Genomic DNA, 22,471 nt, shown 5'->3' with positions numbered 1-22,471 from the left:
TATGACACCCACCCACACCACCCAACCACCCCATCTACCACCGTCGATCATGAAGTTAGCAGCGCGACACGCCGACAACGACGTCGCTAACTTCATGATCAACGGGGCGAGAGCACGGGGCGAGAGCGGGGGCGGGACCGGGCGGGGAGGGTCCAGCGGGTTAGGTTAGGGCGGATTCCAGGGTGTTTAGGGCTTCTGGGACGGTGGGGGCCACCGTTAGGAGGTCGCGGCCGCCGGGTTTGAGGAAGTTCTGGTCGGTGATCGTGTCGAGCCAGTCCAGCAGCGGGCGGTAGAAGCCGTCGGTGTCGACCAGCACCATCGGCTTACGGTGCAGGGCGAGGGTGGCGGTGGTCCAGACCTCGAACAGCTCGTCCAGGGTGCCCAGCCCGCCGGGCAGGGTGAGAAACGCGTCCGACTTGTCGATCATCACGGTCTTGCGGCTGGCCATCGAGTCGGTCACCAGCAGCTCGTCCGAAGCCAGGTCGGCGACCTCCAGATCGACCAGCAGCTGCGGGATCACGCCCACGGTGCGCCCCCCAGCGACTCGGGCGCCGTCGACCAGGGCACCCATCATGCCGACACGGCCACCGCCGCTGACCAGCGTGTGCCCGCGCCGGGCCAGCTCCGCGCCGGTCTCGTAGGCGAGGTCCAACCAGCGCTGGTCGAGGGTGCGCGACGAGGCGCAGAAGACACAGATCGCCGCCATCAGCTCTCCCGGGACTGGTCGGCGGCCTGCTCGGCGGCGGCCTGCTGGTCGGCACCGGTACGGGCGACGGCCTCGTCGCGGACCGCCTCCTGCTCGACGGAGAGCGCCGCCTCGGCCTCGACGATGTGGCGGACCGCCGCGTTGACGTCGTCGGTGACGCAGATCAGGTCGAGGTCGACCGGGCCGATCTTGCCTTCGGCGGCCATCGTGTCGCGCAGCCAGTCGAGCAGCCCCTGCCAGTAGGCGACGCCCATCATGACGACCGGGAACCGGGTGACCTTGCCGGTCTGCACCAGGGTGAGCGCCTCGAACAGCTCGTCCAGGGTGCCGAAGCCGCCGGGCAGCACGACGAACGCCTGCGCGTACTTGACGAACATCGTCTTGCGAGCGAAGAAGTAGCGGAAGTCGATGGCCAGATCGACCCAGTCGTTGAGGCCCTGCTCGAACGGGAGCTCGATGCCGAGCCCGACGGAGAGGCCACCGGCCTCGCTGGCGCCCCGGTTGGCGGCCTCCATCACACCCGGCCCACCCCCGGTGATCACCGCATAGCCGGCGCGGGCCAGCGCGGCGCCAACCTGCTCAGCGAGCTGGCACTCGGCGCTGTCCGGGCTGCTGCGCGCGGAACCGAAGACGCTCACCGCCGGCGGCAGGTCGGCGAGGGTGTCGAAACCCTCGACGAACTCGGACAGGATGCGCAGCGCACGCCAGGCGTCCCTGGTCTTCCAGTCGCCCCGCCCACGCGAATCCAGCAGTCGCTGGTCGGCGGTGCTGGTCGGGATCGCCCCCCGGCGCAGCGTGACCGCGCCCCGATGCCGCTCCTGACCTGGACCGCGACCGGCCTCCCGCGCGTTGCTCTGGCTCATGCAGCAACCGTAGTGGAGCCGTACCTGCCCGGTGCGCGGGGCAGGAACGGCGAGAAAAAGTTCATGATCTTGGGCAACTATTTGGCTTCCCCGTACGTCTTACTATTCACATACCGGGTATGCCCGGGCGCGCGCCTTCGGGGGAGGAGACAGCGTGATCAGCAACAGCGAGATGATCCGGATCCGTCGACAGATGCAGCGACGGATCCGAGATGTGGTGGCCGAGCGCCGCCGCACCCGCCTGCTGGACCCTGCCCTGTCGCCCGCCGCCTCCGGAACCGATCAAGAGGTTCGCGCCGCCGACAACGGGCCAGGCTGACGCGAACCTCTTGATCACCGGCGAGAGCCGGCGGTGGGCACGGCCGGGTCAGGCCGGGGCCAGCCAGCGGTGCAGGGTTGCCGCACCGTCGCGGATCTTGCTGATCTCGACGTGCTCGTCCTTGTGGTGGGCGAGGTTGGGGTCACCCGGGCCGAAGTTCAGCGCGGGGATGCCCATGGCCGCGAACCGTGCCACGTCCGTCCAGCCCAGCTTGCCGATGGGCGCCGCGCCCACCGCCGCCACGAACTCCTTCGCCGGAGCGGCCTCCAGCCCGGGAGGCGCGCCGGCCGCCGCGTCGGTCACCTTCACCTCGAAGCCAGCGAAGACCTCCCGCAGGTGCGCCTCCGCCGCCGCCGGGTCACGGTCCGGCGCGTACCGGTAGTTGACCTCGATCTCGCAGTGATCGGGGATCACGTTGCCGGCGACACCACCGTTGATCCGCACCGCGTTCATGCCCTCGCGGTAGTCGCACCCCTCGATGGTGACCCGGCGGGCCTCGTACGCCTGGAGTCGCCGCAGCACCTCACCGGCCGCGTGGATCGCGTTCACACCGTGCCAGGAGCGCGCCGCGTGCGCCCGCTCACCCGTCGTCGTCACGATGGCTCGCATGGTGCCCTGGCAACCCGCCTCGACGATGCCGTACGTGGGCTCCAGCAGCACCGCGAAGTCCGCCTCCAGCCACTCCGGGAACGCCTGGCCGACCAGGGTCAGCCCGTTGTACCGGGACTCGATCTCCTCGGCCTCGTAGAAGAAGTACGTCACGTCGTAGCGCGGCTCGGGCAACGTCACGGCCAGGTGCAGCGCGTACGCGACGCCGGACTTCATGTCGGAGGTGCCGCAGCCGTACATCAGGTCGCCGCGCATGGTCGACGGGAAGTTGTTGTTCAGCGGCACCGTGTCCAGGTGCCCGGCCAGCACGACGCGCTGCGACCGACCGAGGTCGGTGCGCGCCATGATCGTGTTGCCGTGCCGGTGGGTGGTCAGGTGCGGTACGCCCCGCAGCACCTCTTCGACGCAGTCGGCGATCGCCTTCTCGTTGAGGGACACGGACTCTATGTCGACCAGTACGCGGGTCAGCTGCACCGGATCGGCGAGGACCTCGGGGGTCAGCGGGTTCTCCATGGTTCGCACGGTACCTTCAGGTCTGTCAGCGCGAAGAGCGAGCTTACGGGCCACCGGGGCGAGCGTGGGAAGCCCCGCAGTCGTGCGCAGAGGCCGGCCCGGCCGCGACCGAGAGGTGAAACAGTGACGTCCGCAGATTCCGCCTGGGGCATCGGCCTGGCGACGGTGACCGCAGACGAGCAGGTGCTCGACACCTGGTACCCGACCGGCAAGCTGGGCCTGGGTGAGCTGCCGCTGGTCGCCGGTGAGGACCAGTCGGACGTGCTCGACCTGCCGCCGACGGCGCTCGGCGACCGGCCGCTGCCTGGTCTGCGTACCGTGCAGGTGGTCACCGTCATCGGCTCGCTGGACGACCCGATCAAGGACGCCCCGGACGCGTACCTCCGTTTGCACCTGCTCTCCCACCGCCTGGTGCGACCCAACCAGCTCAACCTCGACGGCATCTTCGGCAAGCTGGCCAACGTGGCCTGGACCTCCGCCGGGCCGTGCCCGCCGGAGCGGGTGGACGAGCTTCGGGTGATCGAGCGGGCCGCCGGCCGCCACCTGGCGGTGTACGGCGTGGACAAGTTCCCCCGGATGACCGACTACGTGGTGCCCTCGGGTGTGCGGATCGCCGACGCGGACCGGGTCCGGCTCGGCGCGCACCTGGCCGCCGGCACCACCGTGATGCACGAGGGCTTCGTCAACTTCAACGCCGGCACCGTGGGCACCTCGATGGTGGAGGGCCGGATCGTGCAGGGCGTGCTGGTCGGCGACGGCTCCGACGTCGGCGGCGGCGCCTCGATCATGGGCACGCTCTCCGGTGGCGGCACCGACAGGGTGAGCATCGGCGAGCGCAGCCTGATCGGCGCGAACGCCGGTGTCGGCATCTCCCTCGGCGACGACTGCGTGGTCGAGGCTGGCTGCTACATCACCGCCGCCTCCAAGATCACCCTGCCGGACGGCCGGGTGGTCAAGGCCCGCGAGCTGTCCGGCGTCGACGGCCTGCTGTTCTGGCGCAACTCGGTGACCGGCGCGTTGGAGGCCCGGCCGCGTACCGGCCGGGGCATCGAGCTGAACGCCGCCCTGCACGCCAACGACTGACGTACCCGCCGGGTCCGTGGCCCACGACCACGGACCCGGCGAGGGTACGCCTCAGCGCAGCCGGTACGCCTGGGTGATCCGTTGGGTCACCGTGTTGCCGGCGGCGTCCCGGGCGGTGGCCCGCAGGGACGCGTAACCGGGCCCGGCGGGATGCCGGACGGTGGCCGTCCAGCCGTGCCCGCCCTTGCGGACCTGGGCGGCCTGCCAGGTCTTGCCGCCGTCGTAGGAGACGTCGACAGTCAGCTTCTGCACCCGGGCGGCCGGCGCGCCGGGCTGCGGCTCCACCCGCACCGGGACGACGAAGCTCCGCCCGGCCGGAGCGCTGTTGTCGACCCACAGCGGAGGCGCGAAGCGCACCGCCATCAGGGGCAACCGGGCCGGCGCGTCACCGGCGACGTGCTTCGACCGGAAGGTCCAGCTGGACTCCACAGCGGTGCTCAGGTCGGTGAAGCTGCGCGTAGCCGACGCGCTGAGCCGGTAGTCCGCCGCACCCGGCGGCACGGCGAACTCGCCGTAGCCGGCGTACTCGCTCTCGCCGACCAGCTTCCCGTTGCGCCACAGGCTGGTTCGCTCGGTGTCGGTGAGCGATCCGCCCGGGTGCCCGGCGGCGTCGCTGAAGATCGGCAGCCCGACCAGGATGGTGTCACCGATCCGGGTGACGCTCTGCTCGGGCCAGCGCGGGGCCGGGAACGACGGCCCGTACGGCGCCTGGTTCCAGTCCTCTCCGACGGTCCGCCCGGCCCGGTACGCGGTGGGTGTGGAGGAGAGCAGCGCCTTCAGGTTCAGCCAGCCGTCCTCGTCCCGCGTCCCGAAGCCGATCTCGGACTCCCACTTCACGCCCCGGGTGTTGTAGTGCTCGACCCGCTGACCCGGTACGGCTGTGGGTAGGACCAACGCGGAGCCGCCGGTGTTGTACCCCACATCGGCCAGCACCAGCCGTTCGGCCTCCAGCCCTGGGTAGCCGCCCCGGAACTGGTGCACGACTGTGGCCAGGTCCCGCCGCGCGTAGTTCCGGACGAAGCCGGTAGGCATCCGGCCCGGGACCGCTTCGGCCAGCGCGTACAGGTAGGGGCTGGGCGCCGCGCCCGGCTTGATCCACTGACTGCTGACGGTGGCCACGAACCGGTCCGCGGAGGCCGGCTTGCCGATCGGGCCGGTGGTCAGGCCGGTGAAGGTGTCCGTCCAGAGCCCGATGCCGTACGAACTGCCGTCATCGGCGGTGAAGACCGTGCTGACATCGATCAACTCCGGGGTGGCACCCCGTTCCGGGATGGTCGTCCGGACCGGCTTCGCCCAGCGGGCATCGACGGTGATCCGCGTGTCGCGCTCCACGGTCAGCTCGGGCTGCGCCAGCATGGACAGCCCGGCCGGCTCATCGTCCGGCCCGGCCTCGAAGACCAGGCTGTTCAGGCCGTACTTCCCCTTGGGCAGCCGTACCGTGGCCACCCCGTCGGTGCCGTAGAGGTCCCAGAAGCCGAAGCCAGCCAGCCCGACCAGGAGCGTGGAGTAGTCCGCCGTTCGCACACCGGCGCGGTTCAGGTGCTCCACCGTCAGCGTGTAGCTCTCCACCTCCCGGTGCACGGCCAGCGGCGTGACCGCGACCGTCGACCCGGAGCGGGCGACGACCCGTCCGGTCCAGTAGCCGTCGACGTCGCCGAGCCGCGTGTCCGCGGTGACAGTGGTCGCGGCCGTGCCGCCCGCCGGCACGGTGAGCTGGCTCGCGCCGAGCTGGAACATGCCGGCCGGAAGCGCCCGCCCGTCGGGGCCCGCGCCCTCGACGCTCAGGTCCAGGGTGACCGGGCCGGGACCGTCGTTGCGCCAGGTCACCGTGCGGGTGATCGGGGCGTCGTCGCCGTGCGGCCAGAGGGCGCGCCCGAACGAGACACTCGCCGGCTCGGTGCTGACCAGCTGGGTGATCGTGTGAGCGATGTCGACCCGCCCGGCGCCCTGCTGGTAGGCGGTCTGCGTCGGGTGCGGCTTGGCGGCGGCCATCAGGGTCGCCTTGAGCCGCTCGGCCCGCCAGCCCGGATGCTGCTGGGCCAGCAGCGCCGCCGACCCGGCCACGTGCGGGGTGGCCATGGAGGTGCCGGAGATCGCGACGTAGCGCTCCCCCACCGGGTCGCCGATCACACCGTTGGCGGCTCGTGCGGCGACGATGTCGACGCCTGGCGCGGTGATGTCCGGCTTGATGGCGTCGTCCCCGACGCGAGGACCCCGGCTGGAGAAGTCGGCCAACTCGTCGTCGCGGTCCACCGCGCCTACGGCGAGCGCGGCGTCCGCGCTGGCCGGGGAGCCGACCGAGCCGTCCGCGCCGCTGTTGCCGGCGGCGGTGACGAAGAGGGCGCCGGTCTGCGCGGTAAGGGTCTGCACCGCCTCCTCCAGCGGGTCGACCTCCGGGGTGTCCCAGCCGCCGAGGCTCATGTTGATCACGGAGGCCTTCTTCTCCACCGCGGCCCACTGCATTCCGGCGAGGATCGCTGATTCGGTGCACCCGGCGTCCTCGCAGACCTTGCCGTCCAGCAGCGTCGCATCCGGCGCCACGCCCCGGTACTTGCCGCCGGAGGCCGCTCCGGTGCCGGCGATGGTCGAGGCCACGTGGGTGCCGTGACCGACCGTGTCCCGACCGTCGGTGACCTCGGTGAAGTTGCGTGCCTCGGCCACCTTGCCGGCCAGGTCCGGGTGGGTCGCGTCGACGCCGGTGTCCAGCACGGCCACGGACACTCCCTTGCCGGTGAGCCCGGCCGCCCACGCGGCTGGCGCGCCGATCTGCGGCACGCTGTGGTCAAGGGTCACCCGACGGCGACCGTCCAACCAGATCCGCTCGACGCCCCCCGCCGCGCCGAGCCGGGCCGCGCCGGGGCCGGTGGTGATCGTCGCCCAGACCGCGCCGAGGGAGGACTTGCCGGTGCTCAGGGCCGCGCCGCGGATCGCCGGCAGATCCTGGGTCACCCGGGCACCGGGCAGCGCGCCGGCCACAGTTCGGGCGGTGCCCGCCGAGCCGTACGAGACGAGCAGCGGCAGGGTGTTCCGGTGGGCGTCGTCGTAGCCCGATTCGACCAACTCGGTGACGTCGAAGAGTCGCGGGTCGACCCGGCCTGCGCGGAGCAGTGGCAACGCGTCCTGTGGCGTCACCGACAGGTGGCCGCGTTCGCGTCGAACGAGGAACCGTACGTCCTCGCGGCCGACGCCCGGTCGGACGGCGGCGCCGGACCCGCTGACGGTCACCCGGTCACCGGTGATGAGGGTGACCGTGGCCGATCGGTCGGCGATGGGCGCACCCGGGGTGGCCGGGCGGGTCGCCAGGCCCGCCCGGTCCGGCGTACCGGGCACAGCGGCGGAGGCGGGGGCGGGGACCGGCGCGGCGAGCGCCAGTACGGACACGAGGCCGAGAGCGGCCAATCTTCTGATGTGGTGCAACGGATCCTCCTCGGTGGAACGTCCTTACCACGGGAGACGCATTGACAGTCATCAGAGTTGCATACTGGGTATGCAGATGGAAGTCCCGAATATGACGATCTGAACAACCGTCGCGGACCAGGGACGGCATGATCGGGCGGTGACCTCCATGAAGGACCGCATGCTCGCCGGCGAGCCCTACCTCGCCGACGACCCCGAGATCGTCGCCGACCGGGACCGGGCCGCCCTGCTGATGGAACGCTTCAACACCAGCCCCGCGGCCGATCCGCAGGCACAGCTCGCGGCGCTGCGCGAACTGCTCGGTCAGCTCGGTGAGGACACCTGGATCCGGCCACCGTTCTACTGCGACTACGGCTGGCAGATCCGGATCGGGCCCCGCAGCTTCGTCAACTACCAGTCGGTCTTCCTCGACGTCGCCCCGATCACCATCGGCGCGGACGTCCAGGTCGGTCCGAATGTGCAGCTCCTCACCCCGACCCACCCGGTGGAACCCGACCCCCGGCGCGACAAGTGGGAGGCCGCCAAGCCGATCACGATCGGGGACAACGTCTGGCTCGGCGGCGGCGCGATCGTGCTGGCCGGGGTGACGATCGGCGCGAACACCGTCGTCGGCGCGGGCGCGGTGGTCACCCGGGACCTGCCCGCCAACGTCGTCGCCGTCGGCAATCCCGCCCGGCCGGTCCGCGAACTGGCCTGACGGCGTCGACCCCGACGGGCGGTCAGGCGGCTGGCGGCTCGGGCAGGCGGACCACCAGGTCGGCCTTGTCGGCGGTGGGCGTGATCAGGGCGGCGTTGGCCTCGTCGCTGCCCAGCGCCCAGGCCCGCGCCTCTTCCGGCGAACGCCCGAACGCCTCGTGCCGGGCGGTCAACCGGCGCAGACGCAGCTCGACGTCCAGGTCGAGGAACCACACCTCGTGCAACAGCGTCCGGACCTCCTGCCACGGGAAGTCCGGCAGCAGCAAGTAGTTGCCCTCGGTCACCACCAGGCGGACCGACGGCGGCACCTCGATCGACCCCGCCACCGGCTCCTCCAGCTCCCGGCGGAACTCCGGCGCGTACACCGAGGTCGGCTCCAGCCGGTGCAACCGGCGCAGCAGCGAGACGTACCCGTTGGCGTCGAAGGTGTCGACCGCGCCCTTGCGGTCGGCGCGGCCCAGCCGGACCAGCTCCGACTGCGCCAGGTGGAAGCCGTCCATCGGCACCAGCCGAGCGCTCGGCCCGACCTCGGCGACGACCCGCTCGGCGAGCGTGGACTTGCCGGCACCGGGTGCCCCGGTGATGCCGAGCAGTTGGCGCGGACCGGCCTCGGCCAGCGCCCGCGCCCGGGCCACCAGCTCGTCGAAGGCCAGCACCCGGGCCGGCGTCATCAGCCCAGCACCGGTTCGCTGATCGTGAACCGCGCCCGCACGGCAGCCTGGACGGTCTGCGGCTGAGGGTCCAGCTCCAGGTCGGGCACACCGCCACCCGCGCCGCCCCCGACCTCGAACGCCGCGCGGGCGAACATCGGCCGGTCGGCCGGGCCGGTGTCGGCCAGCTCGATCAGGGCGGTGACCCGGGCACCGAGCGCCTCGGCGTACTCCCGGGCGCGCAGCAGCGCGTCGCTGATCGCGGCGTGCCGCGCCTCGCGGTGCGCGGGGCTGTCCGTACGCAGCTCCCACCAGGGCCCGGCCACCTCGACCTGGTCCTGATCGGCCAGCCGGAGCATCAGCTCGCCGAGCGCGGTGAAGTCGGTGACCGTGACAGTGGTGGTGACGCTGCCGTGCCAGGCCACCACGCGCTCGCCGGAGCGCCGCGTCTCGGGCCAGACCCGCAGGTCGCCGGTCTCCCGCCGGGCCACCGTCTGCTCTGAGCCGTCCAGCAGCACCCGCACGGCGGCGGCCCGCTCGGCCAGCCGGGTCAGCGTCGTCTCCCGATCGCGGTCACGGGCCTTCGCGGTGACCGCGAAGCGGGCCAGCTCGGGCGGCACCTCCCGGTACGCCTCGCCGCGCACCTCCACCACCGGGCCGTCCATCGCCATGGCTGTCAGCTTAGTCAGCCACTGGCCACCAGGCGCTGTAGGAGACAGCGTCCGAGCCGATCCGGCACCCGGTCAGGTGCCCGCCGGCCGCACCCAGATCACCCAACCAGGCCACCTCGGCAGCATGGTCGCCACCGACCGGGAAATCCTGCTCCAGCCCGGTGAACCGGCGGCCCAGCAGCGCCGACCGGGCCGCGCCGGCCTCCGCGTACCCGCCGGTCAGGGCCGCCGCGTCGCCGGCCCGCAGCGCGGCTGCCAGCTCGTCCAGGAGTACGCGGACCTCGGCCAACTCGTGCAGCACCCGATCGCGGTTGCCGAGCAGCATGTTCGCCGTCCGCTCGGCCGGCGTGCCGGCGACCCGGGTGCCGTCGGAGAAGCTCCCCGCCGCCAGCGCCAGCACCGCGTCCCGCAGCGGCGACCGCTGGGCCGCCCCGGCCAGGGCGCCGGCCAGCAGGTGCGGCACGTGCGACGCGAGCGCGGCCACCGAGTCGTGTGCCGGCGCGGACATCGGCACCACCCGGGCGCCGAACAGGTCCACCAGCAGCCCGGTCAGCCAGCGGAAGGCGAGCGTCGCGGCGCCCGTCGCCGGGCAGAGCACCCAGGCGGCACCGGCGAGCAACGTCGGGGAGGCGGCCGTCAGACCGGCGGACTCCGCGCCGGCCATCGGGTGCCCGGGCACGAACCGGTCGGTGAGCCCGAGCCGCTCGGCCATCTCGGCCACCTCGACCTTGGTGCTGCCGACGTCGGTCAGCACACAGCCCGGCGCGGTCAACTCGGCCACCTGGGCCAGTGTCCGGGGCAGGGTGGGCAGCGGGCCGCAGAGGAAGACCACGTCCCGGCCTGCGACGGCCTGCTCGATCGTGGCCGGGGCCGTCAGCCCGCGCTCGCGCGCCTGGTCACGAGTCGCCGGGTCCGGGTCCCAGCCGGCGACGTCAAGCCCTGCGTCGGCGAGGCGCAGCAGCAGCGAGCCGCCGATCAGGCCGGTGCCGAGCACCGCCGCCCGCACTCCGGCGTACCGCCCGGTCATGCCGTCGGTCATCGCCGGCCGCCCGGGGTCAGGCCTGGAGCCGGCCGGCGACCGCGGCGACGTGCTCGTCGGACTCGGTCAGCGCCACCCGGACGTACTGCTCGGCGGAGGGGCCGTAGAAGACGCCGGCCGCGACCAGGATGCCGCGTCGGGCCAGCCAGTCGACCGTCTCCCAGCACGCCTCACCACGGGTCAGCCAGAGGTAGAGGCCGGCCTCCGAGTGCTCGACCGTGAAGCCTGCGCCGGTGAACGCGGCCTTCAGCACCTCCCGGCGTGCGCGGTAGCGCTCCCGCTGCTCGGCGGCGTGCCGCTCGTCCCGCAGAGCCGCCACCATGGCTGCCTGCACCGGCGCGGGCACGATCATGCCGGCGTGCTTACGGACCTTCAACAACTCGGCGACGAGCGCCGGGTCACCGGCCACGAACCCGGCCCGGTAACCGGCGAGGTTGGACCGCTTGGAGAGCGAGTGCACAGCGAGCACGCCGGAGTAGTCACCGCCGCAGACCTGCGGGGACAGCACCGAGACCGGCTCGGCAGACCAGCCGAGTGGCAGGTAGCACTCGTCGCTGGCGACCACCGCGCCGCGCTCCCGCGCCCAGTCGACCACCTTGCGCAGGTGCGCCGCGGGCAGCACCTGGCCGGTCGGGTTGCCGGGCGAGTTGACCCACACCAACCGCACTCGGGAGGTCGGCCCGACCGCGGTGAGCGAGTCGGCACGGACCACCGTCGCGCCGGCCAGCCGGGCGCCGTCCTCGTACGTCGGGTACGCGATCGACGGCACGACCACCACGTCACCCGGGCCGATGCCGAGCAGGGTGGGCAGCCAGGCGACCAGTTCCTTGGAGCCGATGGTCGGCAGCACACCGAGACCGTCGACCCCGGCACCGCAGGCGCGGGCGACCCACGCCGCGATCGCGTCGCGCAGCGCCGGAGTGCCGGCGGTCAGCGGGTAACCGGGAGCGTCGGACGCGTCAGCGAGCGCCCGACGGATCACCTCCGGGACCGGGTCGACCGGCGTGCCCATGGAGAGGTTGATCAGGCCCTCCGGATGCGCCGCGGCCAGCGTGGCCGCGGCGTCCAGGGTGTCCCAGGTGAACTCGGGCAGCCGCGACGAGACCGGCGCGGGCCGGTTCAGTGGCCCTCGCCGCGCGGCGGCTGCGCGGCGACGAAGGTGGCGTCCTTCTCCACCTTGCCGACCTTCGAGGCACCGCCGGGCGAGCCCAGCTCCTCGAAGAACTCGTAGTTGGCGCCGGTGTAGTCCTTCCACTGCTCCGGAACGTCGTCCTCGTAGAAGATCGCCTCCACGGGGCAGACAGGCTCACAGGCACCGCAGTCGACGCACTCGTCGGGGTGGATGTAGAGCATCCGGTTGCCCTCGTAAATGCAGTCGACCGGGCATTCCTCGATGCATGCCTTGTCGAGCACATCCACGCACGGCTCGGCGATGATGTAGGTCACCGGTCTTCTCCTCCGCAAGACACGCCGCGATCTCCCGCGACGGTAAGAGCCTAGTATCTCGCCGGGGAGGGGGTCGATCGTGCTCCGACAGCAGGATGTGGGACACCGGATCGTAGTTCGCCGGATTGTGGGGATTCGCGACGGCCGTCCGTTCTTCTCAGATGCTCTAGGTGAGCTCGTGGAGTTGAGCGAGACCCATCTCACGCTTGCCACCGCGCAGGGCTACCTACGGGTCCCGGTGGCCCAGGTGCACCGGGCGAAGCGCGTACCGCCGACCCGCCGACCCACCGCCGCGGCGGTGGTGGCGCTCGAGCGGGCCGCCGACGAGGCGTGGCCCGCGCCGACCCGGGGCCGACTCGGTGACTGGCTGCTGCGGTCGGCCGAGGGCTGGACCGGACGGGCCAACTCGGCGCTGCCGGTCGGCGACCCGGACCGACCGCTGCCGGCGGCCGTGGACGCGGTCGAGCACTGGTACGCCGAGCGGGGCCAACCGGCGATCATCAACACGCCGCTGCCGCTCGCCGCGCCGGTCGGTGCCGAGCTGGACGAACGCGGTTGGGCGACCCGCCCGCCGACACTGGTGCAGACCGCGCCACTCCCCCTGCTGGCCGGTAACGTCGGCGAGTGGAGCAGCGTCGTCGTTGAGCTGGCCACCGCGCCGAGCGAGGAGTGGCTGGCGGTCGCCGCCGGCCGTAAGGGCGGCCTGCCGGAGGCCGCCCGACACGTGCTCACCGCCGTGGACCAGGTCCGCTTCGCCCACGTGTACGCCGACGGCGCGCTGGTGGCGATCGGTCGGGGCACGGTGACCGGCCAGGGGCGCTGGTTGGGCCTCAGCCTGATCGAGGTGCTGCCGGTGGCCCGTCGGCAGGGGCTGGCGCGGGCGGTGATCGCGGCGCTGGTCGGCTGGGGGGCCTCCCTCGGCGCGACGCACGCGTTCCTCCAGGTCGAGCAGCGCAACACGGCAGCCGTGGCGCTCTATCAGCGGCTCGGCTTCAGCACCCACCACACGTACCTGACGCGGGTCGCCCCGCGCTGACCCTCGACCGCGCGCCCACCGCTTGATCGACTCGACATCACCGAAAGCGGGGTGACCGAGAGCCGGGATACCCCGACATCACCGAAAGCGAGTCGATCAACCCCCAGACGCAGACCGACGGCGGTCAGCGGCGGACGACGCGGCGGGGCTTGGCGGCCTTGACCTCGGCGAACCGCTTGAGCTGCTGGGAGCGGTGGTCGAGGCCGAGGGCGGTGGCCGCCAGGTATCCAATCAGCGTTCCGGCGCCGGTGGCGAGCAGGTAGAGCCAGATCGAGGCGAAGAACTCGCCGGCACCATCACCGAACGGGTTCTTGCCGACCAGCAGTGGCCCGATCAGCACGGTCAGCGCCATCGCCACCAGCACCACGACGACCATGTCGCCCGACCACGCGGCCAACGGCCGGCGGCAACCCCAGCGGAAGGCCACCACGGCCAGAGTCAGACCGATCACCACGAACATCGCCAGCGACACCCAGCCGGCGGCGGTGTCGTCATTGTCGAAACCGAACCGGCCGATCAGCCGGGCGACCACGTTGACCGCGAACAACGCTCCCGCGAGCACGCCGACGTCACGCCACCGTCTGTCCATCCGACGACCTCCTGCCGTACGCCCCGTTCCGCGGGGCCGCATCCCTGGCAGGAATATCTACCACCCGCACCTGTGTGGCGTCATCAACCGTTGAGCGTGGGAGGCGGGGCGAGGATCTGCCGGAAGCCCATCACGGCGAAGGTCATCGCGCCGGCCACGATCATGGCCAGGCCGACCCAGTTGTCGCCGGCCAGCAGGAGGTCACCCTCGCTGGTCCGGATCGCGGCCACCGCCATCAGGGCGAACCACGGCACGGCCGGCAGCGCCACCGCCCACCGGCGGCCGACCGCCTCGTGCGCGAACCAGCTCAGCGCGATGTTCGCGCCGATGGCGACCAGCACCGAGACACCGATGAGCTGCCCGCCGACGCGGAGCGTGGCGAGCAGCAACTCCAGCACACCGGTCAGGACCCCGGCCACCACCACGACGATCCCGCCGGTCACCCGCAGGCCCAGGTCCAGCAGTCGCGGCGGCGGCCCCGCCTCGGGCGGGGTGTCCTGATCTTCCACGACCGGCATCGGGGCGGCGGGCAGGGTCACCGGAGACCGGCCGCCGCGACCGGGGACCGGTCCGGATCGGTCTCCGCGGGCAGCCCCGCGAAGAGGTCGTCCTCCCAGCCGTACGGGCCGGTGCCCGGACCCTTCTCGCCGACCGCGAGGGTGAAGAACTCCACGCCCATGAACTCGCCGCCGAAGTTGCCGGCGATCGAGTAGAGCCAGGAGGTGGCCGGGATCTGGGTGGCGTGCGCCCGCATCGCCGCTTCCTTGGCGGTGTGCTGGTCGGTGCCGTCGATGCGGGCCGCGATCTGGTCGTCGGGGGTGCCGAAGGGCAGCTCGGCGAGATCGTTGATGTTGGCGAACGGGTTGTCCGAGGATTCGGCGAAGTGCGTCATGCCGGCTTCCAGCACGCTGAGCGGCATGGCCGTCCAGTACACCTTGAGCGGGGCGCACCCCTCGGCGGCGGCCAGCTCGACAGCACGCATCGCCACCCGGTGCGCCTGGATGTGGTCGGGGTGGCCGTAGAAGCCGTTCGGGTCGTACGTGATCAGCACCTGCGGGCGTACCTCCCGCATGATCTCCACCAGGTGCCCGGCGGCCTCGTCGAGGTCGGCCTGCCAGAAGGCGCGGGGGTGCTGGTTGGTGGCGAGGCCCATCATGCCGGAGTCGCGGTAGCGGCCGGCGCCGCCGAGGAAGCGGTGGTCGGTGACGCCGAGTGCGGCGCAGGCGGCGGCCAACTCGGCGATCCGGTACCCACCGAGCTGGTCGGCCTCGGCGGCGACGAGCTGCGACAGGGCCGGTACGTGGATCTCGCCCTCCTCGCCGAGGGTGCAGGTCACCAGCGTGACGTGTGCGCCGGCTTCGGCGTAGTGGGCCATCGTCGAGCCGGTGCCGATCGACTCGTCGTCGGGGTGCGCGTGGACCAGCAGCAGGCGGCGGTCGGGCAGCGTCGTCACGACGGTCACTCTAACTGGCGGTTCCGCCGGGGAGTCGTCGACGCGTCCGCCCAGGTCGGCCACATCACCCCCGGCGCGGCTCTACGATTTGGGCTGTGGACTTTCCGGAGCTGGCCGCCCGCACCCGCCGGTTCAGCCACGGCGCGCCACGCGCTGTCTCCGTGGCTGACGACGGCTCCCGAGTGATCTTTCTGCGCTCCGCCGGGCCGGAGGACCCGGCGGACGCGCTCTGGCTGCTGGACGTGGCGACCGGCGAGGAGCAACTGGTGGCCGACCCGGCGACCCTGCTCGGCGACGATGGTGACGTCCGGGCGCTCTCGCCCGGTGAGCGGGCGCTGCGCGAGCGGCTGCGGCTCACCGCCGCCGGCATCGGCTCGTACGCGCTGGACGCCGCCGGCCGGGTGGCGGTGTTCGCGCTGGCCGGGCGGTTGTTCCGGGCCGACCTGGTGCACGGCGACGTGGTGGAGGTGGCCGCCGTCGGCCCGGTGCTGGACCCTCGGCCGGATCCGACCGGGCAGCGGCTGGCGTACGTGACCGACGCGGCCGACGGTGTGCGCCGGGGTGAGCTGCGGGTGATCGAGGCGGACGGCACGGACACCCTGCTGGCCGGCGAGGACGCCGGGGTGAGCTGGGGGTTGGCCGAGCACATCGCGGCCGAGGAGTTCGGCCGGTACCGGGGCTACTGGTGGGCGCCGGACGGCCGGATGGTGCTCGCCGCCCGGGTGGACGAGTCCCGGCTGGAGCGCTGGCACCTGCACGACCCGGCCGAGCCGGCCAGCCCGCCGACCGCCGTCGCGTACCCCCGTGCCGGTGGCCCGAACGCCGAGGTCAGCCTGCATCTGCTGGACCTGGACGACGGCTGGGTCGACGTGCACTGGGACCGGGAGACCTACCCGTACCTGACTGGGGTCAGTTGGGTCGAGGGCAGCCCGCTGATCACCGTGCTGCGCCGTTCGCAGCAGCACGGGCTGGTGCTCGCGGTGGACCCGCGCACCGGCGAGACGCAGGTGCACGCCGAGCTGGCCGATCCGCGCTGGGTCGAACCGATCGACGGCACGCCGGCGCACCTGCCGGACGGCCGGGTGCTCGTCGGTGGGGAGTTGGCCCACGACGGGTACGACGCGCGCTGCCTGTTCGCCGACGGCACCCTGCTCACCCCACCGTCGCTGTACGTGCGTCGGGTGGTGGGTCGGCTGCCGGCGGTCAGCGGGCCGGCCGACCTGCTGGTCGAGGCGAGCGACGGCGAGCCGAGCGAGCGGCACCTGTTCCGGGTCCGCACCACGATCGGCGGCGGGGTGGACGCCCGGCGGCTCACCACCGACTCGGGGTGGCACACGGCGGCCGTAGGCGGGGACGTGCTGGTGGTCGGGACGGCCTCGCTTGATCACGCCGGGGTGCGGTGGACGGTGTCCCGCGCCGGCCAGGAGCTGACCGAACTGCGGTCACTGGCCGCCACCCCGCCGTATTCTCCGCTGCCGCTGCTGGAACGGGTGACCGACCGACGGCTGCCGGCGGCGGTGCTCTACCCGGACAACCACGTGACGGGCCGGCGGCTGCCGGTGCTGCTGGACATCTACGGCGGGCCGGGGCACCAGGAGGTCGTGGCGGCACGGGCTGCCTGGTTGGAGCGGCAGTGGTGGGCCGACGCCGGGTTCGCGGTGGTCACGATCGACAACCGGGGTACGCCGGGAGTGGCCCCGTCGTTCGAGAAGGCGATCCACCGGCGGCTCGCCGACGTGATCCTCACCGACCAGATCGACGCGCTGACCGCCCTCGCCGACAAGCACCCGGACCTGGATCTGGGTCGGGTCGGAGTGCGCGGCTGGTCGTTCGGAGGCTGGCTGGCCGGGTTGGCGGTGCTGCGCCACCCGGAGCTGTTCAAGTGCGGGATCGCCGGTGCCCCGGTGACCGACTGGGCGCTCTACGACACGGCGTACACCGAGCGTTATCTGGGGTTGCCGGAGGACGGCATGGACGTCTACGCGCACCACTCGCTGGTCGAGATGGCCGCCGAGCCGGTCACCGGCCCGGACCAGGCCCGCCCGTTGCTGCTGGTGCACGGGCTGGCCGACGACAACGTGGTGGCCGCGCACACGCTCCGACTCTCGGCGGCGCTGCTGAGCACCGGCCGCCCGCACGCCGTGCTGCCACTGACCGGGGCCACGCACATGGCCGCGAACGGCACCGCCGAACGTCTGCTCCCGCTGGAGTTGGACTTCCTCCGCACCCATCTGCTGCAACGGCCATGATCACCAACGCTCCACGAGGTGTTCCCGGCCCGGCGGCGGATCGTACGGTTCGGGCCAGTAGTCGATGACCTTGCTGATCAGCCCCTGCTCGGACATCTCAAGCCAGACACACGCCTCCTGCTGCTCGACGCCGACGCGAACGTCGAGCCACAGGGCTGCGAGGCGGCCGTCGGCGATCACCCGTCGCGGCCGGAGGTGCCAATCGCCGGGATACTCGGTGTTGAACCGCAGGAACGCGTCCTTGCCGCGAATGCGCTCCCGAGTCTGCGGCATCTCGTAGACCACGTCATCGGTGAGCAGGGCGGCCAACCTGGACCAGTCGCGGCGCTCTAAAAGATCAACGTAGGCGTGGGCGGTCTGCCGGGCCGTCGAGGTGTCATCCACGGCCCGGACCCTAGCCCCCGCCAGCGACAATCCGGCGGCCCTCGGCCCATCACCGGCCTTGCCCGCGCGGATGCCCGCAGCACCTGACCCAGCCGCACCCCCGCGCGGGCCAGCAACACCCGGTCACCGGCCAACCAAGCGAGGCTCATAGTGCGAACGTCCGAATCTGTCGCGAGTCACGCGGCTCGACAACCGTGTGTTTGCTCTCTCGGTGGTCGTCAGTCACCTCGCATTGGCGGGACCTCCATCTGGCCGGACGCGACGTGGAGCAGGTAGCCCCAGTGCCGCAGAACCTGGACGATTTTCGTAGCGCCGGCCGGGTTAGCAGAGTGGACGTTGATGACGCCGATGTCGAACGGGCCGGCGCTCCTCGAAGGCGGCCCGCTCCGATGCCTCCACGACCGGCCAGACCGTGTCGTCCTCACCCCAGTCATGGTCGGGTCATGGTCCAGACAAAACTCGTCCAGCCGCCGGTCTCGGTACCTGTCGAAGAGCTGGGCCCCCAGCCGCACTCGTGCGGGCCACCTCCGCATTGCGGCCATTTACGAAAGAACGGAGAGCATCAACCAGAACGGCTTTGTTCTGGCTGGCATCCGCCCAAAGATTGGGACTGAAGTCGCCGTTATTCGGCATCCGGAGCCGATGAGCGGACACCGAGAGGCCTCGGCTAAAGACAGCCTAGAAACCGAGCCAGCCGTCTTCGGCGCCTAGTTGACCATCGCGCAGCTCTTAGCTTGTGACTATCCGAAGCAGACATTCAGATGATCGCAGAAAGACTGCCAGCCGCCGCCCTTGGAAGGGTCGATCAGCACACCCCGATCAACTTCGAAGAGCCGCCATACGGCGTTGCCGTTCGCCGATCACTCGTTCCGGGGAACACGCAACGGCCGGAGCGATTTCCCGTGGGACCACGCCTGGCGTAGGTTCGCCGTCAAGGTGCGGAAAGGGCCTTCTCAATCGAACGGATCACTGGAGACCAGGCCTCCTTGACGTCGGCAAACTGGCGCTGGCCTTTTAGGGCCTTACCGCTGTACCGGTGCGCCTCCCATTCCTGCCGCAGGAAGACGATCTCGTCGTCTATACGCACGACCCTGGCCGCGATGAGCGCTTCAAGAGCAACGTTGAACTCTGACGACGTGAATGGCTGCCGACCCTGAAATTTCCTGATGAAAACCCCGCGCTCGCCAGAGTGCCCATGGGCACGCGTAAGATTCATCAGTTTGTTAAGGAATCGGATTACCTTCTGGTCGGGCAGCTCCTCGTCCACCAACTCCAGCCGATACTCATACCAGGGGTATCGGATTTTAATAGTGGACGGAACTCGCAGTTCGAACTCATTCGTGGGCGGCAGCTGCGTCGAGGTGAGAGGCAGTTGCAGCGCCTCGACGGCCTCGATTACGACAGACGGCTCCTGGTCGCCGGCGGCGTCCAGGTCGGGTCGACGCGCGAACTCCAGCGCGGGTCCTTCGAATCGGACTGCTTTCGCGCGGATGAACAGGTCCGGACCCAGCACGATCCCCTGGGGCTTTCCCGGCACGATGACGGTGCTGTCGCTGCGGATTGACAGCTCGGCTAATGGGCCGAGGACTTGCAGCTCGTTGAGGGTCCCGGTTGACAGCTCGAACTTGGTGACGCGGACACCTTCCCGGCCTCGTTTCATCGCAAACTCACCCTCGTACGTGAGTGTGTCGATCTGGTCGATGGACGTACTCGTCGTCGACTCCGTCCACTCGGAAGCGATAATGGAGGCGTGTAGCGCGGCAAACTGGGGCTCGCTGATGATGAGCTGCGGCTTGGCGCCCACGAAGTCGAGCAAGAGTCCGGACGTGTCTCCGATCTCGATGATGCGCGACGGCGAGAAAACGGAGTCGTCGAACTCGATCGACGCTACATACGCCTCGAACACAGGACTTGCCCACTTGCTCTCCGAGCGGAAGGGGTGGTCATCCGCGAACGCGGTGATGCGCTTCACGTACTCCTGCCGCACGGCTACATCGGTGATATGTGCAAGCTTTGGCGGTTCAGCCTTCTCCAGGAAATGACAGAGCCAGCCAATCTGCTCGCGCGGGCTGTAGACCTCATTAGGATCGAGTGCCAGCTCGTTGGCGAGGTCGGCGACCTTAGTCTGATCTCGCCGGAGCAGCCGATCAAGAATTCCCTGCAGAAGGTCGATGCGTCCCTCAGCCCGTGGTCCTTGATCCTCGAACTGCTGCCGTAGCGCCAGGAAGTTCGGCCGCTTGATGAGCATGGCCGCAACCGCGTCCAGCACGGGGGGATAGCCCGCGAACGCCTCAGCGTAAGCTCCCTCGGTGGCGCTGCGCAGTGAGTCGATCAGTGCATCCCGAGCGGCCAGGTATTCGGCGGAGGAGCAGTCCGTGCCGGGCTCGCGCTTCGCGACGACCCCGTCCACGTATTCGGTGCTCTGGGCCGGCGCGAGGTGGGAGATTTCCCACCACGCTACAGAGAGCCCAAGGTCGCTGAGTGTCGCCCACAGATCCTCCAGTGTGCGCTCGCGGCCGAACAATACGTAGTGCAGCCCACTGTGGGCGAGCCGCCCCAGCGACTCAATGAACTCCCGCCACGAAATCGCGGAAACCCGGGCCCTGGCCTCGTCGAGCGAGTCGATTACGATGAGCGGACGGGTCTCGCCGTCGATGCGTGTGATAACGTCGTGGCTTTCGAGGTACCGCCCGAGCGCGTACTCCAGTGATGTGGCACCGACAGCACTGTCGAGATCCAGCCGCCATAGCGGCGCGTCGAGCCGGTTGGCAAGCTCCTTCGCGGCCGTGCTCTTCCCAGCCGCGCCACGCGCTGACACCAGAGTAATCACCGGGTTGGTATGGTCGTCCTTCTCCAGAAGGATCGGCGGCACGAAGAAGTGCCGGGGCTCCATGGCCGGAAGCCCGAAGCTCTTCGACCGGTTGCCCGGCAACGGCGACGTCCTGAAGCCGCGGCAGAAGTCGTCGAAAGTCCGCGTCGAGTCGAGACTCAATGGAGGCTCCTCACCTCGCGACGGGTTCGCACCTAAGTACGACGGCCATCTGTCCACAGTACTGGTCGTGTTCCGCCCAGCGCATGGTGGGTCGTTTCAGCCCATTCGGGGCGGCATTACGTCCAGTCGAGCGAACAGTCCCAGCAACCGGCGTTTGGCTTCCTCCCGCTCGGCGGCGTCAAGCTGCTCGCCCGTGTTGTGCGTACCGGTGTCGTCCTTGTCGCTCACTCCCACCTCCGCTGGCAGGGGCGGCGGCGGTCACTACCGCCGCGCCCGGCTACGGGCAGGTCTGGTCTCGCCTTAGCGACCTGTTCGCACCGATCCCGCCCTCACTCACAGCATCTGGTGAACAGGGGGTGACAGAAAGCTAGCGACTGTCCGCTGGCCGCGCGTGCCGTCCGCTATCGAGTCACAGGCCGGTGCGCCTCGTACACCTCGCGAAACGCTGCCGCCTCCGCCGTCCCGGTGTGCTCGACCTGCCGGAGCACTTCCCGCGCCCGCCACCAGTTCGACGACACCACTCGCCCCGAACGGACCGCGTCGGCGGCCACGACGCTGGCCTCGTCCGGCTGGCCGGCGGCCAGCAGCGCCAAGGCGAGATCCAGACGAGCGGAAGCAGAGCGCCGTGGCCGCTCCCCGCCATCGCCGCGCGGGTCCAACTCCGCCAGGACAGTTCGGGCGATCTGCTCCGCAGCCGGGTCGCCCGCCCACGACAGCGTGGTCGCCATGTACGCCAACGCCTTCGTCGGGTCGTACCGGTAGTGGTGCTCAGCCCGCTCCGGCACCGGCAAGTTCGCCGTCAACCGCTCCAAACGATCAAGCGCATCACGCGTCCGCCGCACGTCAGCCAACCGCGCCCACACCCGCGCCTCCTGGGCGGTGGCCTGGAGGTGCGCCGAACTCCCCCGAGGCGCCACCCGCTGAGCGTGCCGCGAAAGATCCATGGCCCGCCGATAGTCACCCCGAGTGAGCCAGTCCCACGCCTGCGTCTCCAGGCACCACGCCTGAATCTCCGGATGCTCGGCATGTTCGGCAAGAGCCATGGCCGTGCGCAGATGAGCGCCTGCTGCGGGCTGTTGCAGCAGATCAATGTGCACCGTCGCCCGCAGCACCGACAGCCAACCACCGGCGACGACGAGCCGCCGACGCTGCGCCAACGTCCCTCGACCGTCGAGCAGTCGCTCTACATAGGCCAACTGTCGACGCACCCTCGGCAGCAGATCATCCGGCCGCGCGGTCGCGTACGCGCTCGCCAGGTCGTCCACCCCGATCTCGATCCGCGCGAGCGTCTCGGCGCTGACATCGCTGGCCCGTACCCGGGCAAGCAACTCCCCGGCCTCAGCGTCGTGATCAATGGGCTCGTCCACCAGGCGGACAAGTGCCCCGTCGGCTCGCAGCACGTCGTCGAGGTGCCGAGCCGTCTCGAGAGTGGGGGCCTTCGCCCCGGTCTCCAGATCGTGCAGGTGGCTCTTACCCCGATGGGCGAGCTGACCGAGCGCCCGTAGAGACAAACCCTGGTTGGTCCGCAGGGCAAGAAGCTGGGCACCGAAGCGCGGATCGACATGCGACACGACGATGCCCCAATCGACAAGCAGGACAGCTCGGACCGGATCGGCGGACCACTGCTACGGACAGTACATCGAGCAAACACGTAGTCGTGCTATTTGGACGCTCTCGTTGCCGCCGTCGCAAGGACAGTCATCATGGCCGCCCACCATCACCCCCGTTGGCGGAACGCGTCGACAACCTCAGCCGT

At 70.8% G+C, this 22,471-nt stretch carries 21 protein-coding genes and 1 pseudogene; 5 read left to right on the top strand and 17 right to left on the bottom strand.

The annotated features are described in order from the left end of the window. Window positions 1-160 precede the first annotated feature (160 nt). The gene (locus ABZ780_RS15840) at window positions 161-706 is read right to left on the bottom strand and encodes a TIGR00730 family Rossman fold protein (RefSeq protein WP_357007362.1); all 546 of its coding nucleotides are present in this window, start codon (window positions 704-706) and stop codon (window positions 161-163) included. Further along, a complete protein-coding gene (locus ABZ780_RS15835) occupies window positions 706-1,569 on the bottom strand; it encodes a TIGR00730 family Rossman fold protein (RefSeq protein WP_357007359.1) in 864 nt (287 codons plus the stop codon). The genes ABZ780_RS15840 and ABZ780_RS15835 overlap by 1 nt, the downstream gene beginning before the upstream one ends. Window positions 1,570-1,723: 154 nt before the next feature. On the opposite strand from ABZ780_RS15835, the gene ABZ780_RS15830 reads away from it, so the two are divergent. Then, window positions 1,724-1,888, top strand: coding sequence for a hypothetical protein (locus tag ABZ780_RS15830; RefSeq protein WP_357007356.1), 165 nt, complete (start codon window positions 1,724-1,726; stop codon window positions 1,886-1,888). A gap of 48 nt (window positions 1,889-1,936) precedes the next feature. On the opposite strand, the gene dapE is transcribed toward ABZ780_RS15830, so the two are convergent. Next, complete coding sequence (dapE, locus tag ABZ780_RS15825; protein ID WP_357007354.1) at window positions 1,937-3,010, bottom strand: succinyl-diaminopimelate desuccinylase; 1,074 nt, start codon at window positions 3,008-3,010, stop codon at window positions 1,937-1,939. 123 nt (window positions 3,011-3,133) lie between these two features. Between dapE and dapD the strand changes: the two genes are divergently transcribed. Further along, window positions 3,134-4,093, top strand: a complete 960-nt coding sequence (dapD, locus tag ABZ780_RS15820) for a 2,3,4,5-tetrahydropyridine-2,6-dicarboxylate N-succinyltransferase (RefSeq protein WP_357007352.1) — start codon at window positions 3,134-3,136, stop codon at window positions 4,091-4,093. 51 nt (window positions 4,094-4,144) lie between these two features. On the opposite strand, the gene ABZ780_RS15815 is transcribed toward dapD, so the two are convergent. Beyond that, window positions 4,145-7,510: a S8 family serine peptidase gene (locus tag ABZ780_RS15815; RefSeq protein ID WP_357486439.1), complete on the bottom strand. Its 3,366-nt coding sequence runs from the start codon at window positions 7,508-7,510 to the stop codon at window positions 4,145-4,147. 139 nt (window positions 7,511-7,649) lie between these two features. Between ABZ780_RS15815 and ABZ780_RS15810 the strand changes: the two genes are divergently transcribed. After that, the gene (locus tag ABZ780_RS15810; RefSeq protein ID WP_357007348.1) at window positions 7,650-8,207 is read left to right on the top strand and encodes a sugar O-acetyltransferase; all 558 of its coding nucleotides are present in this window, start codon (window positions 7,650-7,652) and stop codon (window positions 8,205-8,207) included. A 22-nt stretch (window positions 8,208-8,229) separates the two neighbouring features. Here ABZ780_RS15810 and ABZ780_RS15805 read toward each other — a convergent pair whose 3' ends face one another. The 5 genes from ABZ780_RS15805 to fdxA are packed head-to-tail and all read right to left on the bottom strand — an operon-like array spanning window position 8,230 to window position 12,012. Continuing rightward, the gene (locus tag ABZ780_RS15805; RefSeq protein ID WP_357007346.1) at window positions 8,230-8,877 is read right to left on the bottom strand and encodes a nucleoside/nucleotide kinase family protein; all 648 of its coding nucleotides are present in this window, start codon (window positions 8,875-8,877) and stop codon (window positions 8,230-8,232) included. Next, complete coding sequence (locus ABZ780_RS15800) at window positions 8,877-9,527, bottom strand: SIMPL domain-containing protein (protein ID WP_357007343.1); 651 nt, start codon at window positions 9,525-9,527, stop codon at window positions 8,877-8,879. The genes ABZ780_RS15805 and ABZ780_RS15800 overlap by 1 nt, the downstream gene beginning before the upstream one ends. Window positions 9,528-9,537: 10 nt before the next feature. After that, window positions 9,538-10,566 (bottom strand): prephenate dehydrogenase/arogenate dehydrogenase family protein, encoded by a 1,029-nt coding sequence (locus ABZ780_RS15795; protein WP_357007340.1) that lies wholly within the window; start codon window positions 10,564-10,566, stop codon window positions 9,538-9,540. A gap of 16 nt (window positions 10,567-10,582) precedes the next feature. Continuing rightward, the gene (gene dapC / locus ABZ780_RS15790) at window positions 10,583-11,689 is read right to left on the bottom strand and encodes a succinyldiaminopimelate transaminase (RefSeq protein WP_357008191.1); all 1,107 of its coding nucleotides are present in this window, start codon (window positions 11,687-11,689) and stop codon (window positions 10,583-10,585) included. After that, window positions 11,686-12,012 carry a ferredoxin gene (fdxA, locus tag ABZ780_RS15785; protein WP_110563518.1) on the bottom strand — a complete coding sequence of 109 codons (327 nt, stop codon included), beginning with the start codon at window positions 12,010-12,012 and terminating at the stop codon, window positions 11,686-11,688. Before fdxA ends, dapC begins: the two co-directional genes overlap by 4 nt. A gap of 79 nt (window positions 12,013-12,091) precedes the next feature. Between fdxA and ABZ780_RS15780 the strand changes: the two genes are divergently transcribed. Beyond that, complete coding sequence (locus ABZ780_RS15780) at window positions 12,092-13,048, top strand: GNAT family N-acetyltransferase (protein ID WP_357007337.1); 957 nt, start codon at window positions 12,092-12,094, stop codon at window positions 13,046-13,048. Window positions 13,049-13,172: 124 nt separating this feature from the next. Here the strand turns inward: ABZ780_RS15780 and ABZ780_RS15775 are convergent, their stop codons facing one another. From ABZ780_RS15775 to mshB, 3 genes are all read right to left on the bottom strand, one after another. Then, window positions 13,173-13,637 (bottom strand): hypothetical protein, encoded by a 465-nt coding sequence (locus ABZ780_RS15775; protein ID WP_357007334.1) that lies wholly within the window; start codon window positions 13,635-13,637, stop codon window positions 13,173-13,175. 83 nt (window positions 13,638-13,720) lie between these two features. Continuing rightward, the gene (locus tag ABZ780_RS15770; protein WP_357007331.1) at window positions 13,721-14,155 is read right to left on the bottom strand and encodes a hypothetical protein; all 435 of its coding nucleotides are present in this window, start codon (window positions 14,153-14,155) and stop codon (window positions 13,721-13,723) included. A 17-nt stretch (window positions 14,156-14,172) separates the two neighbouring features. After that, window positions 14,173-15,099: an N-acetyl-1-D-myo-inositol-2-amino-2-deoxy-alpha-D-glucopyranoside deacetylase gene (gene mshB, locus ABZ780_RS15765; RefSeq protein ID WP_357007328.1), complete on the bottom strand. Its 927-nt coding sequence runs from the start codon at window positions 15,097-15,099 to the stop codon at window positions 14,173-14,175. 86 nt (window positions 15,100-15,185) lie between these two features. On the opposite strand from mshB, the gene ABZ780_RS15760 reads away from it, so the two are divergent. Further along, on the top strand, window positions 15,186-17,339 hold the full coding sequence (locus tag ABZ780_RS15760) for a prolyl oligopeptidase family serine peptidase (RefSeq protein WP_357007326.1): 2,154 nt from the start codon (window positions 15,186-15,188) through the stop codon (window positions 17,337-17,339). Here the strand turns inward: ABZ780_RS15760 and ABZ780_RS15755 are convergent, their stop codons facing one another. From ABZ780_RS15755 to ABZ780_RS15735, 5 genes and pseudogenes are all read right to left on the bottom strand, one after another. Further along, on the bottom strand, window positions 17,340-17,753 hold the full coding sequence (locus tag ABZ780_RS15755) for a nuclear transport factor 2 family protein (protein ID WP_357007323.1): 414 nt from the start codon (window positions 17,751-17,753) through the stop codon (window positions 17,340-17,342). It abuts the gene before it with no gap. Window positions 17,754-17,941: 188 nt separating this feature from the next. Further along, window positions 17,942-18,356 (bottom strand): annotated as a pseudogene (locus tag ABZ780_RS15750) (cyclic-phosphate processing receiver domain-containing protein). A 298-nt stretch (window positions 18,357-18,654) separates the two neighbouring features. Continuing rightward, a complete protein-coding gene (locus ABZ780_RS15745; protein WP_357007320.1) occupies window positions 18,655-20,715 on the bottom strand; it encodes a hypothetical protein in 2,061 nt (686 codons plus the stop codon). Between the two features lie 96 nt (window positions 20,716-20,811). Beyond that, on the bottom strand, window positions 20,812-20,943 hold the full coding sequence (locus ABZ780_RS15740) for a hypothetical protein (protein ID WP_357007317.1): 132 nt from the start codon (window positions 20,941-20,943) through the stop codon (window positions 20,812-20,814). Window positions 20,944-21,116: 173 nt separating this feature from the next. Beyond that, on the bottom strand, window positions 21,117-22,292 hold the full coding sequence (locus ABZ780_RS15735) for a helix-turn-helix transcriptional regulator (RefSeq protein ID WP_357008189.1): 1,176 nt from the start codon (window positions 22,290-22,292) through the stop codon (window positions 21,117-21,119). Between the last annotated feature and the right edge of the window lie 179 nt (window positions 22,293-22,471).

The sequence above is a fragment of the Micromonospora sp. NPDC047467 genome, assembly GCF_040643095.1.
Lineage (GTDB): Bacteria > Actinomycetota > Actinomycetes > Mycobacteriales > Micromonosporaceae > Micromonospora.
The sequence above is the reverse complement of the archived record's forward strand: the minus strand, read 5'-3'. Positions and strand labels throughout refer to the sequence as shown.